This window comes from Sorangiineae bacterium MSr11367 (assembly GCA_037157805.1).
GTDB classification, from domain to species: Bacteria; Myxococcota_A; Polyangia; order Polyangiales; family Polyangiaceae; genus Pendulispora; species Pendulispora rubella.
In genome coordinates this window covers 7884992-7901811 of sequence record CP089983.1, presented here as the reverse complement: position 1 = coordinate 7901811, position 16820 = coordinate 7884992, and the positions used below count along the sequence as shown (strand labels likewise).

At 67.0% G+C, this 16820-nt stretch carries 16 protein-coding genes and 1 pseudogene; 10 read left to right on the top strand and 7 right to left on the bottom strand.

What is annotated here, in order from left to right:
• Positions 1 to 47: 47 nt before the first annotated feature.
• From hisG to LVJ94_30610, 10 genes and pseudogenes are all read left to right on the top strand, one after another.
• The gene (hisG, locus tag LVJ94_30655; protein ID WXB01266.1) at positions 48 to 917 is read left to right on the top strand and encodes an ATP phosphoribosyltransferase; all 870 of its coding nucleotides are present in this window, start codon (positions 48 to 50) and stop codon (positions 915 to 917) included.
• Entirely contained in the window at positions 914 to 2233 is a 1320-nt protein-coding gene (gene hisD / locus LVJ94_30650) for a histidinol dehydrogenase (GenBank protein ID WXB01265.1), read from the top strand. Before hisG ends, hisD begins: the two co-directional genes overlap by 4 nt.
• Positions 2230 to 3297, top strand: coding sequence for a histidinol-phosphate aminotransferase family protein (locus LVJ94_30645; GenBank protein ID WXB01264.1), 1068 nt, complete (start codon positions 2230 to 2232; stop codon positions 3295 to 3297). The genes hisD and LVJ94_30645 overlap by 4 nt, the downstream gene beginning before the upstream one ends.
• Entirely contained in the window at positions 3288 to 3893 is a 606-nt protein-coding gene (gene hisH, locus LVJ94_30640) for an imidazole glycerol phosphate synthase subunit HisH (protein WXB01263.1), read from the top strand. The genes LVJ94_30645 and hisH overlap by 10 nt, the downstream gene beginning before the upstream one ends.
• Positions 3890 to 4603, top strand: coding sequence for a 1-(5-phosphoribosyl)-5-[(5-phosphoribosylamino)methylideneamino]imidazole-4-carboxamide isomerase (hisA, locus tag LVJ94_30635; GenBank protein ID WXB01262.1), 714 nt, complete (start codon positions 3890 to 3892; stop codon positions 4601 to 4603). Before hisH ends, hisA begins: the two co-directional genes overlap by 4 nt.
• Entirely contained in the window at positions 4600 to 5184 is a 585-nt protein-coding gene (locus LVJ94_30630) for an imidazoleglycerol-phosphate dehydratase (GenBank protein WXB01261.1), read from the top strand. The genes hisA and LVJ94_30630 overlap by 4 nt, the downstream gene beginning before the upstream one ends.
• Entirely contained in the window at positions 5181 to 5951 is a 771-nt protein-coding gene (hisF, locus tag LVJ94_30625; protein WXB01260.1) for an imidazole glycerol phosphate synthase subunit HisF, read from the top strand. Before LVJ94_30630 ends, hisF begins: the two co-directional genes overlap by 4 nt.
• Entirely contained in the window at positions 5948 to 6553 is a 606-nt protein-coding gene (gene hisIE / locus LVJ94_30620) for a bifunctional phosphoribosyl-AMP cyclohydrolase/phosphoribosyl-ATP diphosphatase HisIE (protein WXB01259.1), read from the top strand. Before hisF ends, hisIE begins: the two co-directional genes overlap by 4 nt.
• A 103-nt stretch (positions 6554 to 6656) precedes the next feature.
• A pseudogene (locus LVJ94_30615) lies at positions 6657 to 7472 on the top strand (catalase).
• On the top strand, positions 7461 to 7691 hold the full coding sequence (locus tag LVJ94_30610) for a hypothetical protein (protein WXB10764.1): 231 nt from the start codon (positions 7461 to 7463) through the stop codon (positions 7689 to 7691). The pseudogene LVJ94_30615 and the gene LVJ94_30610 overlap by 12 nt, the downstream one beginning before the upstream one ends.
• A gap of 9 nt (positions 7692 to 7700) precedes the next feature.
• Here LVJ94_30610 and LVJ94_30605 read toward each other — a convergent pair whose 3' ends face one another.
• From LVJ94_30605 to LVJ94_30575, 7 genes are all read right to left on the bottom strand, one after another.
• Positions 7701 to 8900, bottom strand: coding sequence for a hypothetical protein (locus LVJ94_30605; GenBank protein ID WXB01258.1), 1200 nt, complete (start codon positions 8898 to 8900; stop codon positions 7701 to 7703).
• 61 nt (positions 8901 to 8961) lie between these two features.
• Entirely contained in the window at positions 8962 to 9255 is a 294-nt protein-coding gene (locus LVJ94_30600) for a hypothetical protein (GenBank protein ID WXB01257.1), read from the bottom strand.
• Between the two features lie 38 nt (positions 9256 to 9293).
• A complete protein-coding gene (locus LVJ94_30595; GenBank protein ID WXB01256.1) occupies positions 9294 to 13067 on the bottom strand; it encodes a hypothetical protein in 3774 nt (1257 codons plus the stop codon).
• Positions 13068 to 13196: 129 nt separating this feature from the next.
• Positions 13197 to 14312 (bottom strand): hypothetical protein, encoded by a 1116-nt coding sequence (locus LVJ94_30590; GenBank protein ID WXB01255.1) that lies wholly within the window; start codon positions 14310 to 14312, stop codon positions 13197 to 13199.
• On the bottom strand, positions 14309 to 15223 hold the full coding sequence (locus tag LVJ94_30585) for a PfkB family carbohydrate kinase (protein WXB10763.1): 915 nt from the start codon (positions 15221 to 15223) through the stop codon (positions 14309 to 14311). Before LVJ94_30585 ends, LVJ94_30590 begins: the two co-directional genes overlap by 4 nt.
• Positions 15224 to 15320: 97 nt before the next feature.
• Positions 15321 to 15935, bottom strand: a complete 615-nt coding sequence (gene gmk, locus LVJ94_30580; protein ID WXB01254.1) for a guanylate kinase — start codon at positions 15933 to 15935, stop codon at positions 15321 to 15323.
• A gap of 15 nt (positions 15936 to 15950) precedes the next feature.
• Positions 15951 to 16820, bottom strand: coding sequence for a YicC family protein (locus LVJ94_30575; protein WXB01253.1), 870 nt, complete (start codon positions 16818 to 16820; stop codon positions 15951 to 15953).

The window sequence follows — 16820 nt, the reverse complement described above, 5'->3', positions numbered from 1 at the left end:
ACCGCAACGCGGGAGGCCCTCGCAATGGTCTCTCTGGAGGATTCGTGATGCTCAAGATTGCTCTGCCGAACAAAGGTCGTCTCGTCGAAGATATCCGCGATGTATTGCGCGATGCCGGGTTGAAGGTGCGCGCTGGCAACGAGCGCGCCCTGGTCGCCTCCATGGGCGACGAGTTTTCCGCGCTGTTCGTCCGCGCCTCGGACATCCCCGAGTTCGTCGCCGATGGTGCTGCCGACGCGGGCATCACCGGTTGGGACTGCGTCGGTGAATCCGGGCGCGAGCTCGACTCGTTGGTCGATCTCAAGATCGGGCGCTGCCGCCTCGTCGTGGCCTTGCACCCGCGTCCCGGTGGCCCCTCGACGCTCGACGAAATCCCCAACGGCGCGCGCGTGGCCACCTCGTTCCCGCGCCTCGCAGAGGGCTTCTTTCGCGAGAGGCAGCGCACCGTGCAATTGGTCCCCGTGAGCGGTGCGGCCGAGGTTGCACCGCACCTCGGCATCGCCGACGCCATCGTCGATCTCGTGTCGACGGGCAGCACCTTGCGGGTCAACGGCCTGGTCGAGGCGGGCACCGTGCTCGAATCGTCCGCGCGCCTGATTGCACGTCCGCGCGCGGAGTTGCCCGAGGACGTGGCCGCCGCCCTCGACGATCTCGCGCTGGCGCTCTCCAGTGTGGTCCGCGCGCGCGAGCAGCGTTACCTCATGGCCAACGTACCGCGTGACCGCCTCGACAGCGTGCGGGACGTGCTCCCGGGCATCTCGGGCCCCACCATCATCGAGGTGCGTGGCGGCAGCGACGACTTCGTCGCCGTGCACGCCGTCGTGCCGGAAAATCAAGTGTACCGTATCGTGTCGCGGCTGAAGGGGCTCGGCTGCCAAGGCATCCTCGTCACCCGCATCGAGAGGCTCGTACCATGAGCAATGCGCTTTCCGTTCGATTCACCGGTCCGTTGAGAGCCCTTCCAGCAACCGCGCGCCGCGAGATCGTCGAGCGTGCCCGCTCCCAGGAGGACGTGGCCGTCACCCGCGTGGTGGGCCAAATCTTGGCGCGCGTGAAACGCGAAGGCGACGCCGCGTTGGTGGCCCTCGCGCGCGAACTCGATCGGGCCGATTTGACCAAGCTCGAAGTGCCGCGCGAGGCCTTGGAGGAAGCGCGCAACGCGATCGATCCCGAGGTGCGGCGCGCGCTGGAGCGAACGCGGGCCAACCTCGAAACCGTGCATGGTGCATTCATTCCGCGGGTCATCGAGATCGAGAGCGAGCCCGGCATCCTCGTGGGCCGCCGTCCCGATCCGCTGGCGGCCGTCGGCGTGTACGCGCCGGGCGGACGCGCCGCGTACCCGAGCAGCGTGCTCATGGGCGTGGTTCCCGCGCGCGTGGCCGGCGTCCCGGAGATCGTCGTCTGCTCGCCGCCGGGCAAAAATGGGCTCCCGTCGCAGGTCGTGCTGGCCGCGGCCGCGATTGGCGGCGCGACCCGCGTGTTTGCCATCGGAGGCGCCCAGGCCATTGCCGCGCTGGCCTTCGGCACCGAGAGCGTGCCACGCGTCGACCGCATCGTGGGCCCGGGCAATGCGTACGTCGCCGAGGCAAAGCGGCAGATCGCGGGCAACGTCGGCATCGATGCGCCGGCGGGGCCGAGCGAGATCCTGGTCATCGGCGACGACACCGCGAACCCCGAGCATGTCGCCCGCGAGCTCGCGGCGCAGGCCGAGCACGATCCCGAGGCGAGCTGCGTGGCACTCGTCGTCGGTGACGCGCTCGCAGCGCAGGTGAGCGAGGCGCTGACCCGGGTCGTCGTCGATCGCGGCGAGGTGGTCTCCGCGTCCTTGAGTTCGCGCGGTGCGGTGCTCTCCATCGAGTCGCTCGAGGAGGCGTGGCCCTTCGCGGCGGATTACGCGGCCGAGCACTTGATGCTCTTGGTCCGTGAGCCCCAGGCCACGCTGCCCAAGATTCGCCACGCGGGCACCGTGTTTCTCGGCGACGGCTCGTCGGTGGCATTTGGCGACTACATGACGGGGGCCAACCACGTGCTTCCCACCGCGGGCGCCGGGCGCAGCTTCTCCGGCCTGTCCACCCTCGATTTCGTGCGCTTCACCACGTACCAAACCGTCACCCGCGAGGCGGCAGCCCGCATGGCCGGTGATGTGGCCGTCCTCGCCGAGGCCGAGGGCTTGCGCAACCACGCGGCCGCCGCCGCGGCCTTTTCACTCCCCGGAGCCGGAGGCTCGAGATGACGCGTTCTGCAGAAAATGTCGTGCGGCCGGGCATCGCCGCGATGAAGCTTTACTCGTCGAACCGTGAGCCCTGCGCGATCGACCTTTCCGACAACACCAACCAGCGCGGCGCCCCGCCGAGTGCGCGCACCCTGGTGCCGGAAGCGAACGTCGACCTTTTCGCGCGCTACCCGAATCACTATGCGGCGGATTTGAAGCGCGCCATCGCCGCGCACCTCGGCGTGGGCACGGACGAAATCGTCACCGGCTGCGGAAGCGACGACGTTCTCGATTCGGCCATCCGCGCCTTCGCCAAGCCGGGCGGTGCCATCGCGTACCAAGATCCCACCTTCGTCATGATTCCCTACTGCGGCCAGGTGAACGATCTCGCGCTGCGACCGGTGCCGTTGCTCGGCCCCGAGCGCGGTTGGGACGTGGACGCCGATGAGCTGCTCGCGCAACGCGCATGCATCACCTACGTATGCTCGCCAAACAACCCGACGGGCACGCGCGCATCGAACGAGGCCATCGAGCGCATCGTGGCCGAGGCCGAGGGCGTCGTGCTCCTCGACGAAGCATACATCGAATACTGCGGCGGCTCGTTCGTGCGGCGCGCCAAGGACGCCGGGCGCCTCTTGGTCGTTCGCACCTTCTCCAAGGCGTTCGGCCTCGCCGGTGCGCGCGTGGGTTACGCGGTCGGTGCGCCCGAGCTGGTGGCCGCCGTAGAGATCTCGCGCGGGCCCTACAAGGTCACGCAATTGGCGGAGCGGGTCACCGTCTCTGCGCTCGAAAACGACAGCGCGTGGGTCGAAGGCGGCATCCGCGAGGTGATCGACGCGCGCGCCCGCTTCGTGGCGTTTCTCGAGCGACTCGGCCTGAAGCCCATTCCGTCGGAGGCCAATTTCGTCTTGGTTCCGGTGAAGGACGCCGCGACCCAGACCAAGGCGCTGCGCGAGCGCGGCGTGGCCGTGCGTCCGTTCCCGAAGCTACCCGGCTTCGGCGACGCGGTTCGCATTTCCGTTGCACACTGGGAACTCATGGAGCGTGCGCTCCCGTCGTTCGAGGAGGTGCTGTCGTGCGTGTAACGCTGCTCGATTTGGGCATCGGCAATTTGCATTCGCTGGGCAAGGCACTCGCCCAGGTCGTTCCCGGGTCGACCGTCTCCGTCGAGACCGACGCCTCGCGCGCCCTCCAGACGGACCTTCTCGTCCTGCCCGGGGTCGGCGCCTTCTCCGCCGCCGCCTCGCGGCTCGCCACCGCGCGGGCGAGCGTGCGCGCGGCCATCGACGGCGGCCTCCCGTGCCTAGGCATCTGCATCGGCATGCAGCTCATGTTCGATGCGAGCGACGAAGGCCCCGGCGAAGGCCTCTCCGTCTTCGCAGGAAGGGTCACCCGCCTCACCACGGCGCGTGCGCCGCACATGGGATGGAGCCCCATCCGCCCCTCGGCCGACGCCCCCGCATGGGTCGCACGTGGCGCGCGCGGCGTGTACTACGCGCACTCGTTTGCATGCCGTCCCGTGGACGCGAGCGTCGTGCTGGCCAGCACGGACCTCGACGGCGACAGCTTCCCGGCCATCGTCAAAAAAGGGCGCGTGGGCGGTTGCCAGTTCCACCCGGAAAAAAGCTCGTCCGACGGCCTGGCCCTTCTCGGGGCCATCGCGCAGGAGCTCACGTCATGATGGCGCTGCCGGCCGTAGACCTGCGCGAAGGCAAATGCGTTCAACTCGTGGGCGGCGACTACGATCGCGAGCGCGTCCGCATCGACGACCCCTTGTCCCAGGCCCGCGCCTTCCGCGACATGGGATTCTCCTGGCTGCACGTGGTGGACCTCGACGCCGCCACCGGGCGGGGTGAAAACCTCGGCTGGATCGAGCGGCTCATTCGCGAATCGGGGCTGCGCGTCCAAGTCGGCGGCGGCGTGCGCACACTCGAACGCGCCGCGCATCTGTTCGACGTTGGCGCGGAGCGGGTCATCGTGGGCACGCGGGCCATCGAAGACACCGCGTTCCGCGAAGCGGTGGTGAACGCCTTTCCCGGCAAGGTGCTCATCGCCGCCGACGTGCGCGAGCGCGAGGTGGTGACCCGCGGCTGGGCGGCCCGCACCGGACTTCGCATCACAGATCTCGCCAAGGAGCTCGACCCCTTGCCCATCGGCGGCATCCTGGTGACGGCGGTGCATCTCGAGGGGGCCCTCGGCGGCGCCGACGCGGAGCTTTGCCGCGAGCTCGCGCAGGTCACTCGCGTGCCCATCTTCGCATCGGGCGGCGTCACCACGTTGGACGACCTCGCGCGCATCCGCGACGCCGGCGGCGCGGGCGCCGTCATCGGCATGGCCCTTTACACGGGCACCTTGGATGGGCACGCCGTGGCCCGGGAGTACGGTCAGTGAAACGCATCGTTCGTGAGAGCAAAGAAACGCAAATCGAGATCCGCATCGGCCTGGCCCGCGGAAAAGCGCTGAGCGGCGGCGTCTCGGTGTCGACCACCCTGCCGTTTTACGACCATATGCTGTCCACCCTCGCGCGCTACGCAGGCCTCGAGCTCACACTGCGCGCCAAGGGCGATCTGCGGCACCATATCATGGAGGACGTGGCGCTGGCACTGGGCCACGCCGTGCGCAGCGTGGCGCCCAAGAGCGCCACACGGTACGGGGAAAAGACCATCCCGATGGACGATGCGCTGGTCCAAGCGGTCATCGACGTCGGCGGGCGCGCCTTCTTCGTGGGCAAGCTGCCGAGTCGCTTGTACACGCACGTGCTGCGCTCCTTTTCCGATGCGCTGCAGGCCACGCTCCACGTGCGCGTGCTGCGGGGCAAGGACAAGCACCACATCATCGAGGCCGGCTTCAAGGCCACCGGGCTCGCGCTGCGTCAAGCGCTGAGCGAGACCGAGGGCGGGATCTTCAGCACCAAAGGGCAAGTCCTTCTGACCGAGGAAGACATCGCGGACGTCGCGGGAGGTGATTCGTGAGCGCAAAACTGAGACGCGTGGTCGTCTGCTTGGACGTCGATGCCGGAAGGGTCAAAAAAGGGGTGCGCTTCGAGAGCTTGCGCGACGTGGGATGCCCCGTCGAGCTGGCCGCGCGCTACGAGGCCGAGGGCGCCGATGAAATCGTGCTGCTCGACGTGTCGGCCACCGTCGAAGGGCGGGCCACGCTGTTCGACGTCGTTCGCCGCACGGCGGAGCGGCTCTTCATCCCGCTCACCATGGGCGGTGGCGTGCGCACGGTGGAAGACTTCGAGCGCGCGCTTCGTGCGGGCGCGGACAAGGTCGGCATCAATTCGGCGGCGGTGGCCGATCCCGAATTGATCACGCGCGCCTCGGAGCGATTCGGTGCGCAATGCGTGGTGCTCAGCATCGATGCGAGGAAAAATGATGCCTTTCCCTCGGGCTACAACGTCGTCACGCACGGCGGACGCAAGCCAACGGATCTCGACGCCATCGCCTGGGCCAAGCGCGGGGTGGAGCTCGGGGCAGGGGAGATCCTGCTGACATCGATCGATCGAGACGGCGTTCGCTCCGGCTACGATCTCGAGCTCACGCGCGCCGTGGTGCGTGCGGTGACCGTGCCCGTGGTGGCCTCGGGCGGCGCCGGAAACGCGGAGCACGTGGCGAGCGCGTTTGCCGACGCCGGGGCCGATGCGGCGCTCGTCGCGGGGATTTTGCACGATGGAGAGACCACCGTGGGGGCCATCAAGAGCGTCGTTCGCGGCGCGGGAATCGAGGTGCGCGCATGACGTTCGATCCGGAGAAGCTCGATTTCGAAAAGGGCGGCGGGCTGGTCACCGTGGTCGCGCAAGGTGCGAAGGATGGCGCCGTGCTCATGGTGGCCTTTGCCGATCGCGAGGCGGTCACGCGCACCTTGGAAACGGGGTATCTGCACTTCTTCTCGCGCAAGCGCGGCCTCTGGAAGAAGGGGGAGACCAGCGGCAACACGCTCCGCGTCGTGGAGCTGCTCTCGGACTGCGATGCCGACGCCATCGTCGCGCGCGTGGAGCCCGCCGGGCCGGCCTGCCATACGGGTTCGACCACGTGCTTCGGCGAGCCCGAAGCGGATGCGATTCGCACCTTGGAGCGCGTGATCGCACAGCGCGCTGCGGAGCCGGAAAAGACGGAGGGCAAGCCCTCGTACACGCGCCGGTTGCTGGGCGATCGCAATCTCCGTCTGAAGAAGCTCGGCGAGGAGACCAGCGAGCTCGTGGTGGCGTTGGCCGACGGCAACAAGGCCGCTGCGACCGAGGAAGCGGCCGACGTGGTCTATCACGTGATGGTGGCGCTCCACGCCGCCGGCGTCGACTGGAACGACGTCCTCGAGGTTCTGCGCCAGCGGGCGCGGTGATAGAGGCTATCTATCACTCTGTTTAGGAAGACGTCTTGGACGTAGCCGGATCGCATCCCCATCTTGAGCTTCGTGAGGCGCGAGGGAGCGCCCGAGGAGGCTCGAGATGGCGGACGAGACGAGGCTCGCCAAGGGTGCAGGCGCCTATGGCACCTTCACGGTGACGCGCGATATCACCAGGTACACGTCGGCCAAGCTGTTCGAGGTCGTGGGCAAGAAGACCGAGTTGCTCCTGCGCTTCTCCACGGTCGCCGGTGAACATGGTTCGGCCGACAGCGTGCGCGAGGTGCACGGTTTCGCCTTGAAGTTCTACACGGAGGAGGGCGATTTCGACCTGGTCGGCAACAACACGCCCGTATCGCACACGCGCGCCGGGGAGGCGAACGCGCACGCCGCGACGGTGCCATGGGACTTCTGGTCGCGCTCCCCCGAGGCGCTGCACCAGATTACGATTCTCTTTTCCGACCGCGGTATTCCCAAGAGCTACCGCCACATGCACGGCTTCGGCAGCCATACGTACGGCTTCGTCAATGCCAAGGGCGAGCGCTTTTGGGTCAAGTTTCACTTCAAGACGAGCCAGGGCATTCAGAACTTCACCCCGGAGGAGGCGGCACGCGTCGCACGCGAAGTGCCCGATCACACGAGGGCGGACCTCGTTTTGGCCATCGCCCGCGGCGACTGTCCGCGCTGGCGCGTATGCGTGCAAATCATGTCCGAGCGCGATGCCGAAACGTACGCGATCAACCCATTCGATGCGACCAAGGTGTGGCCGTACAAGGATTATCCGCTCATCGAAGTGGGTGAGCTCGAGTTGAACAAGAATCCGCGGAATTACTGCGTCGAGATCGAACAAGCGGCCTTTTCGCCGGCCAACGTGGTCCCCGGTATTTCGTATTCGCCGGACAAGATGCTCCAGGCCGACCGCCGGGCGGGCCACGACGACTACACGCAGGCCGGCAACCTGTACCGTCTCCTGTCGGGCGGAGAGAAAACGCGGCTCGTCGAAAACATCGCGGGCGCCCTGAAGACGGCGCCGCCGGCGATTCAACAGCGGCAGCTCGCGCACTTCGTCAAAGCCGATCGCGACTACGGCACGCGCATCGCCCAGCTGCTCGGCGTCGACGCGGTCGAGGCCTGAGCGGAGGCTTTACGACTTCGCGATGGCGGAGAGGGCCCCGTCGGCGGTTTCGATGTCGACGGAGCCCACGCACACGGCGGGGCCACGGCGCGGGATGAGGACGACGCGGCAGCGTCCTTGGGCGCCGGGGACCAGGCTCGAGAAGAGAAGGTCGAGCCCGATGCCTGCGGCGATGATGACCAGGCCCACGAGGAAGAGCGACGGTGAGGCCGCGCGCACGCCGTCGATCATCGTGGAGACGCCGATGTACGTGCCCACGGCCAACGCGAGCAGCCCGGCGTAAAAGCCCACGCGCGGGTAGCGCACGTCGCGCACGGCTCGAACGAGGCCCTCGCGGCCGATGACCGTGGACTTCTCGCGCAAGGTGCGCCCGAGCATCTCGACCCGCGAGTCGACCCGCACGCCCTCCGGCGAGAGCACGATCTCGGCGGGGCAGCGGTAGGCGAGGGCAAGGCGCGCCAGAAGGCGCGTGCCGTGGATGAGGAACAAGAGGCCCGACAGCGCCAGCGCGGTGGTGGCCACCACGCCATGCGGCGCGGGCACGAGCTCGCCCCGGAGCCGTGCGGGCGATCCGTCGGTCGGAACCAACGGCACGGTGTCGCTCGGCATGGGCGACAGCACGCGAAGGAGCGCCGGATCGTGCAGCTCGTGCCCGAGCGAGCCCACGAGGCGCGAGGCCGTCTCGGAGGAGGAAAAGGCGAGCGCCACGCAGCCCACGATGGCTTCGCCGCGGCCAAGCTCGGCGAGCCGGTAGGCATCGACGCGCCGCACGCGATCGGCGATGGCACTCCAGATGGTGCCCGCCACCTCTTCGCCGAGGGCGCGATCGAGCAGTGGGGTCGCGTCGAACGGCGTGTTCGTGGCAAGCCACAAAATATCGTCGGCGAGGCGGTTGTCCGATTCGACATCGCGCCCGCCACCCTGCAGCTCCTCCGCGATCGTGTGGGCGAACAGAGCGCATGCGAGGGCGCGCTCGTCGTCGTTCTCCGGGCCGCGCTGGAGCACATCGGAGGCGTTTCCAAAGGGCGTCTTGGCCGCGTTCGGGTCGAGCTCGGTCCTATCGGTCGCGGTGTCCGACTCGAAGACCGTGCGCCGGGCCGAGGCCATGCCGCGGGCAACCTTTTTCGTTCGCGCTACCAGCTCCTCGAGGTGGCCATGCTGGCCCAGCGCCTCGAAGGCCCGAAGGAGCGCGTCTGAATCACCTCGCATAGCCGTCGTGTAGCCTACTGCGCCCCGCAATTGAAGCGTGGAAATCCCTAGGGCAGGCTCGCTAGGCGGCCGCGGTGCGGTCGTCCGAGGAGGCTTCACCCGGGGCGGGGGCCACGTCGCTCACCGGCTGGCGAAAGATCATGGCCGGACCGGAAGCGCGCTCGCGCTCGGCGTTGACGATTTCGACCAGCTCGCTCCGCGTGGCGATGTCGCTCTCCTGGAGAGCACGCATGTAGCCATCGACGTATCCGTGCGCACGGGCGAGGCGAGAGTTGGTCTCGCCCGCCGCCTTCGCGGTGAAGATATCGCGAAGCATCGTACGGAGCTCACCCAGGATCTCGGTTTTGTTGCGCATGGAATGGGCTTACCGAGGCCAGTACGCACGGGCCAAGTTTATGGCGCAACCCACGCCACGTCGCCCACGATGCCGCGAACGTTAGGGTCGAGCTGCCGCCAGAAGTTGACGATGCCCTTTCCGGCGAAGCTCGGGAAGAAGCCGGCGAAGCGGCCCGGCTGTGCAACCGCGATCACCGTCCAGGTGTGTCCGCCGTTCTCCAGGGGTGTTCCGGTCGCCATGCGAAGGACACCCGCGGTCGCATCTTGGTAGGTCACTTGGATGCGCGTCCCGTCGATGCGAAGGAACGAATCGTCGCCCACGGCATGCCGGCCATCCACGAAACGCGGCGCGCCCACGCCGAGCCCGAAGCCGTCGTCGACGATCTCGGCGCTGGCGGCGTTTCCGCCCGGTGCGCGCAAATATCGAAGCGATTCGCGAAGCGCATCGGCGTAGCTCACGTGCCAGTCGCCGTCGGGCGTGATGAGCAGGGAGGCTCCGACCCCGGGGTTGCCTCCTTCGTCCAGCACCGATGTGGTCCACGAGCCGGAGGCTTTCGAAAGACCGATCAGCCGCGCGTGGATGCGATCGTAGGCGACGATGCCCAGGCCGTTCGGACCCGCGGCGATGCGCAGGTAATTGCCAATGGCATTCGGGTACGTGGCTGCGGGGGCCGCGGGGACGTCGTCCTCCACGGCGACATCCTCGAAGGTCCAATCGGCGGCGCTGCGCGGGCTTGCGGTGGTGGCCTTGGCCAGCACGATCCTCGAGTGCGCGCTCTCGTTGACCGGGAACACGACGGCGGGTTTGCCCTCCGCCAGGATCATCTTGGCGTAGCGGCCCACGTCGGCGCCGGGGATTGCGCGCAGGGTGTACGTGGCCCAGGTTGCGCCGTCCAGAAGAGCGAACTTGAGCGCGCGGTGGGTCACATCGTAGTACGCGACCATCGGGCGGTCGTTCGCGTCCAAGGCGAGGCTGGTCCACAGCCCGACGTTGTCCCCCGATTCGGTTTCGCCATTGCGCCATCCGCTTCGATCCGAAGGCGGGCACGAGCCATCCGTGCGCACCGGGATGCCGTCGACGGTGGCCCATGCGACGCGCTCTTTGGCGGCGTCGTAGCGGCCCACCACGAGATCGCCGTACACCTGATCGGCGCTCTCGCCGTAGATGCCGTCGTTGTAGCCGGCCACCCAAAGGGTCCCGTCCTTGGCCGTGGCCACCGAGGTGTACGAGCCCACCTGTCCCATCGGAAGCGCGGGCTCGCATGCGCTCTTGCAGTCTTGCCCGCAGCCCACGCTTTCCCGCGGGCCCTCGCCGCCGTCGTCGCCGCTGCCCCCGCACGAGCAGCCTTGATGCGTCATCGCGGCGACGGCTACCGCACCGAGCCCCCAACGACGGCGGTACCGAGCTGCCGCGACCATCGCAAGGGCGATCCCCAGCGCCCATAGCCCGGACGATGGGCCCTGCGTTTCGCCGGGCGTGGAACACGCGCAGCCGCCGCCACCACCCATGCCCGCGCCCGGCGCGATGGGCGCGGTGCGGCCGACATTGCCCTCTTCGTCCCGCACCTCCACCGTCGTGGCCGTCCGCAAATCGCGCGTGGCCAGCTCCGCGAGGGGCATCCACGCGCTGAACGTGCCGCGCGCTTCGTACCGTGCCATCAGCGCGTCGCGTTCGCTCACGAAGTCCCATGCCTCGACCCCGTTCCGCGCGAGCTCCACCCGCGGTGCCAGCGTATCGATGACGAAGGGCACGTGTGCGGGCGTCGGGTCCTCCGATTCGGGTTGCCCCACGTAGCGCGACCACACCTGCAGCGTGTGCTTCCCCTGAAAGACGAGATCGTCGGATTGCACCGCGACGTCCGTCGCCTGCGACCATGTGCTGCGGGTCCCGCGGTCGATGGCCCAACTGTACTCCACCGCCGACGTCGCACGGGGCGACGAGAGGGCGACGCGCAACGTGGGCCGCTTTTCCCGGCTCAGGGACGTGAGGTTCATCGCCTCCGGATGCACCGTTCGCTCGACCAGGCGGGCCTCCGTTTCGGCGATGGCGCTGCTCGCGCCGGGCACGGCAAGCTGCGCGAAGATGCCCACGAAGTCATCGCCCGACGTGGATAGCTTGCGGATCCCGCCCTCGGGCACGGTCACCGCGAGCCCGAACGAGCCCAGCATCGACGAAAGATCGATGGGCCCGATCGAACCCGCCAACTGACTCACGAACCCGCCGAGCACGGGCCCCAGCGACGCCGCGATGCCGGCCGGATCGTCGGTCAGCAAATCGGCATTCGTCACCTTGGCGTTCGCGAGGCGGACGTCGCCGAGCACCGGCAAGAGCCCGGTCTTCACGTCTTTGGCCATCTGCAGGTTGACCGGAATCGTCACGTCCGCCGTCAAGGTGAAGACGCGTACGAACCGGTCGAGGCTCCAGATGTACATGTCCACGTCCAGCTCGCGCAGCGCGATGGACACGAGTGGGTCGGTTTTGACGTCCGTTCCCCCACCGATTTTCACCGTCGGTGGGTGCCGCGGACGCGTGGACAGTGCCAGCGGCACGGACTTCTTCTCCACGGCGAGCCGTTGCAGCGAAGGCACGAGCAGGCTCAGAAGGCCGCTCTGGAGCTGCTGCACCTGCTCGGTGGAGACGCCCAGGCAGAGAAGCCCGCTGTTGTAGGCACCGCCAAAGGCGTATTCGAGAAACCGACCCGCGACGGCCATCTGCAGGTGATTCCCTGGGATGTCCTGCCGCAGTTCCTCCGGCGCCACGATGCCCGCAGGCACAGGGATATCCACTTTGGGGACGCAGGACGATGCCGGCGCGGCGATGGCGCCCCCGAGAAGCGGCAAGGTCAAACCATTGGGCGTATGCCCGGGATACGGATTGTCGTCCGCAGGGAAATTGGGCGTCGCATCCGCCGCGCCGCCCGCGGCAAACACGACATCGAGCCCGCCTTTGGTGCCCGGCGACATGCTGGCCAATGCCCCCGCGAGGTTCACGCGCAGCTCGGTGCCGAGCCAAGGCGGCGCCTGCGACGCCAGGGCCTGTTTGAGCTGATCCTTCACGCCGCCGATGAGCGAATCGAACGCCTGGTCTTTGACGTAATCGAACACCGCATTGCACAGCTCCGTGACTACGCCGCAATCCTTGCAAATGGCGACGTCGCCTTTGTTGATTCCGACGTCCACCAGGGCACGGTTCCAATCGAGCTTCGTGTACCCTGCGCGCGGCCCATTGCTTTCGGCCACCCAGGGAATGGCCAATTGAAATGGGAATTCTCGGTAATCGAAATTGGGGGTATCGCCGTTGCAGCCTCCCGCGCCCAATCCCACGCCGAAGGTGCCCAGGCTGGGGCCGTCGTTTTCGATGCGCACCGGCAAATGACGCAGCCTCACCGGGATGGTGCCGCTCGCACGCACCACGTCCGGCGCCACGGCGTCGAGATGCAACTTCGCTTGGCCGACGTTGACCTCGCCGAGGCACTCGGGCGGATCCGAATCGCGCCGCGGGCCATTGGGGCAAATGTGAATCGAGTAATCGATGTCCGGAAGCGGCCACGGAAGGTCGATCGAGCCGCTCGTGTCCGCCCGCGGGATCTCGATGGCAAAGACGCCATCTGTTGCGCCCAGGCCGAGGATGCTGCGAAGCATGGTCGGCGCACCGCCGGCGAGCACGTCGAGCCCGGGCCGCGTCAGCCGCACCGCCCCCGCGTTCAGAACCACCGACTCACGCGGGAAGCCGCCCGGAATCGGCTCCCCGCAGCCACCACAGCCTCCGCCCCCAGCGCACGAGGCAATGGTCAACGCCGACAAAATGCCAAAGGCACGCCGCCACCCCATGCGCGGCATTGTAGCAGCGGAGGGTTTAGGGGTTAGGGGTTAGGGTTTAGGGAGGAGAAGAAATCCAGGGACGAGCACGACCGTCTCTCTTCCCTAAACCCTAACCCCTCGACCCTAACCCCTTCTCAACTACGGATTGCACTCCACGACGCCGGCGCCGTCGTTGATGGTCACGGCGCTCGCCGCGAACGTGGCCGTCAGCCAGAAGCTGTCACGGCAGCCTCCGGGGCCCTTCGGGTTCGAGCAGTAGTCGCCCTTCTGGGCGTCGTTCAGGTTGAGTTTGTTGTCGGCGTCGCGCGGGCAACGCTTGATGCCTTTCGCGTCGCTGCCGCCGTCGGCCTTGGTCAACAAGACGCAGAGGCTCTGCGTGAGGTCGACGACGTCGACCTTGTCGGCTTCTTCCAAGGTGATGTAACCGCCGAGCGCCGCCGCGGTCTTCCACTTCGTGCAGACCGACGGGTCCTCGCCGCAGCTCTCGTCGAGGGCCTTGAGATCGAACCGGCCGACGCAATTGTTGTTCTCGGAAAGCGTCACGTTCTGAATGATCACGTCCGAGAGCGGCAGAATGATCACGTTCTTCACGTCGCCGCGGAGGAAGATCGGCACGTTCAACTTCTCGATCGCCCCGCTCGTGAACGTGTCGCCGGTGAACGTGACGTCGGCCTTGGCCGAGTTCACCTGAATGTCGCCGGCCTTGTGGTTGTAGAAACAGAAACCCTTGCCGCGCGGATCCGGGCTCGGGGGCGCGCCGCCGGTCTCCAGCTTGCCAGTGTCCGTGCCGGCGGTGCGCTCGACGCGGAACAGCCAGTTGAACGAGCCGGCTCCCTTTTCGGTGCACTGGGGTTCGTTCAAGTCGATGTTCGGATTGAGAACCGTCGAGCGAATGATGTTGTCCGCCAAGGGGGGCGGCGCAACGACGTTCAGCTTGCGAATGCGCAGGTCAATCGTCGACTTGCCCGTGTTGTTCGAAAGGGGCATGCACGTGGACGTCGAGCCGCACGTAGCCTCCGGGATCGTGGTACAGCCCGTCTGCTCGCACAGGTTGTCCGAATTGTCGCAATTCGGCGAAGGGAACCCGCCCGGGGTGGCGGCGCACTTGCCCGCCGCGACATCTTGGTCGGTCGTCGTCTGGGTGTTCTTGTCGGGCGGGTTGTAGCAAGCCGCCACCAGCACGCCGACGCTAACCGCGCCGATGCCGACCGTGCCGAACCAAGCCAAGCCTATTTTGGTCAACTGTTTACTCATCGACTCTCCTCCGCGGGAAGGGCCAAGCTACCGCCGTAATCGACGAGGCGCGCGAACGCCTGAATCCGTGCGTCGAGCTCCGAACGCGTCACCTTGCCGATGCGCGTCGTGCCGACGTCCTCCACGCAAAACGATGCGAGGGCCGAGCCAAAGAACATGGCGCGGCGAAGGGTGAGCGCGGACGTGTCGCCATGGCGCGCCACGTAACCGAGGAGGCCGCCCGCGAACGTGTCGCCCGCGCCCGTGGGGTCGCGCACTTCTTCGAGCGGGTAGCCCGGGCAGAAGAAGGTACCCGCCTCGTCGAAGAGGAGCGAGCCGAACTCACCGCGCTTGATGATGAGCCGCGACGGCCCGCGCTTCCGAATGTCAGCGGCCGCGCGCACGATGTTGTCGATGCCCGAAAGCTGCCGCGCCTCTTCGTCGTTGATGATGAGCAGGTCGGTGCGGCCGAGCAGCTTGTTCAACGTGGCCGACTCGCCGGAGATCCAGAAGTTCATCGTGTCGGCGGCGACCAACTTGGGCTTTTCCACCTGGTCGAGCACGTCGAGCTGGAGCTGCGGGTGGATGTTGCCGAGCAGCACGTACGGCGTGGAGCGATGCGATTCGGGAATCTTCGGCTGGAAATTGGCGAACACGTTGAGCTGCGTGTCCAAGGTCTCGCGGCTTGCGAGGTCGGCGGAGTAGCGGCCGCGCCAGAAAAAGCTCTTTCCGGGGACCTGCTCGACGCCCAAGGTGTCGATCTCGCGCTTGCGCAGAAAGTCCAGATAGTCCTGCGGGAAGTCTTCCCCGACGATGCCCACGATGCGCACGCCGTGCGTCAAGAGCGAGGCCGCAATCGACGAGAAGGTGGCCGCGCCACCGACGACGTATTCGAACGTACCGTAGGGCATTTCCAGCGTGTCGAACGCCATGGACCCAACGATGAGCAGCGACTGAGAACCTCTGTGGTTTTGCACGTATGACACCTATCCTCGTCTCGTATCTCGTCCAAATCTCGGTGAAGCGAGCCTAGCTCCTCAGGAGCGACTCCGCCACGTGCGCTTTGCGTTCGCGACGGGCCCGCTCGGCGAGCAAGATACCGCGCAAGGTCGCGAAGGCCGATTCGAAATCGTCGTTCACCAGCACGTAGTCGAAGAGCGCGTAGTGCTCGATTTCCCGGCGGGCGGCCTTGAACCGGCGCTGAACGACATCCTCCGTCTCGCTCGCGCGGCCGCGCAGGCGCCGTTCGAGTTCCGCCATCGATGGCGGAAGAATGAACACGCCGGTGACATCGGGCAGTTTGGCCCGGATTTGACGCGCGCCCTGGTAGTCGATGTCGAAAATCATGCCGGTGCAGCCGGCCGCCCGGGCGTTCTCGATCTCGTGCAGGCACGTCCCGTAAAGGTTCCCATGCACCTCGGCCCACTCGACGAACTTGTGGTCCGTCACCAGGCGCTCGAACTCGGTGCGGTCGACGAAGTGGTAATCCCGACCATCGACCTCGTTGGCCCTCGGCTTGCGGGTCGTATGGGAAATGCTGAATCGCAGATCGGGGAAGAGTTCGAGAAGCTTGCGGGCAAGCGTGGTTTTTCCTGCGCCGCTGGGCGACGACAAGATAAGGAGCAAAAATTCATCCGGTAACATGGGGTGTTCGTACCTTCACTCCACATTTTGGACCTGCTCGCGCATTCGCTCGAGCTCGGCCTTCATTTCGACAATGGCGTGGGCAATTTGGGCGTCGGGACTCTTGGCGCCCGCCGTATTCGCTTCCCGCACCATTTCCTGCAAGAGGAAATCGAGCCGGCGGCCGCACGATTTTTCGTCCAGCAGCGCGAGGAATTGCTCGCAGTGGCTCAAAAGGCGCGTGAGCTCCTCGGAAATGTCCACCCGCTCGGCGAACAGCACCACTTCCGCCTCGAGGCGGCCCGCGTCGATTTGCAGATCCATGGTGCCGCGCAGTCGATCCGTGCGTTCGCGCAGGCGCTTGCGGTGCTCTTCCAGCAAATCCGGCGCGCGAACGCCCACCGTGGAGGTGAGCTCCCGCACCGCGGCCAAACGCTTGGCCAAGTCGGCGCACAAAGCGCCGCCCTCGCGCTCGCGCATTTCATCCAGGGAAATGACGGCGCGGTCGAAGGCCAGGCGGGTGGCCTCTTTGGTCTTGTCGATCTCGCGCTCTACGGACGAGACGAAGAGATCCGGAATGGAGCCGAGGAGTGAAAGCGGAACCTCCGTCCCGGGCGCGATTTCATCGCGCAGCTCGCACAACGATCGGTAGGCGCTTTTGGCGCGCTCGCGGTCCAGGGTGGTGAGGCCCAGCCCGATGCCGTCGACGCGTACCGTCACCTCGAAGCGACCGCGCGTCATCCGCTCGCGGGCGAGCTGTTCCACGAATCCGGCGAGATCCCCCAGTTCGCGTGCCACGCGGACACGTACATCCAGGAAACGGTGATTCAGGGCGCGAATTTCCACCCCGAGCCGCCCGGCCCCCAGAGGGTGATCCCCTGCGCCGAAGCCGGTCATGCTTCGCAT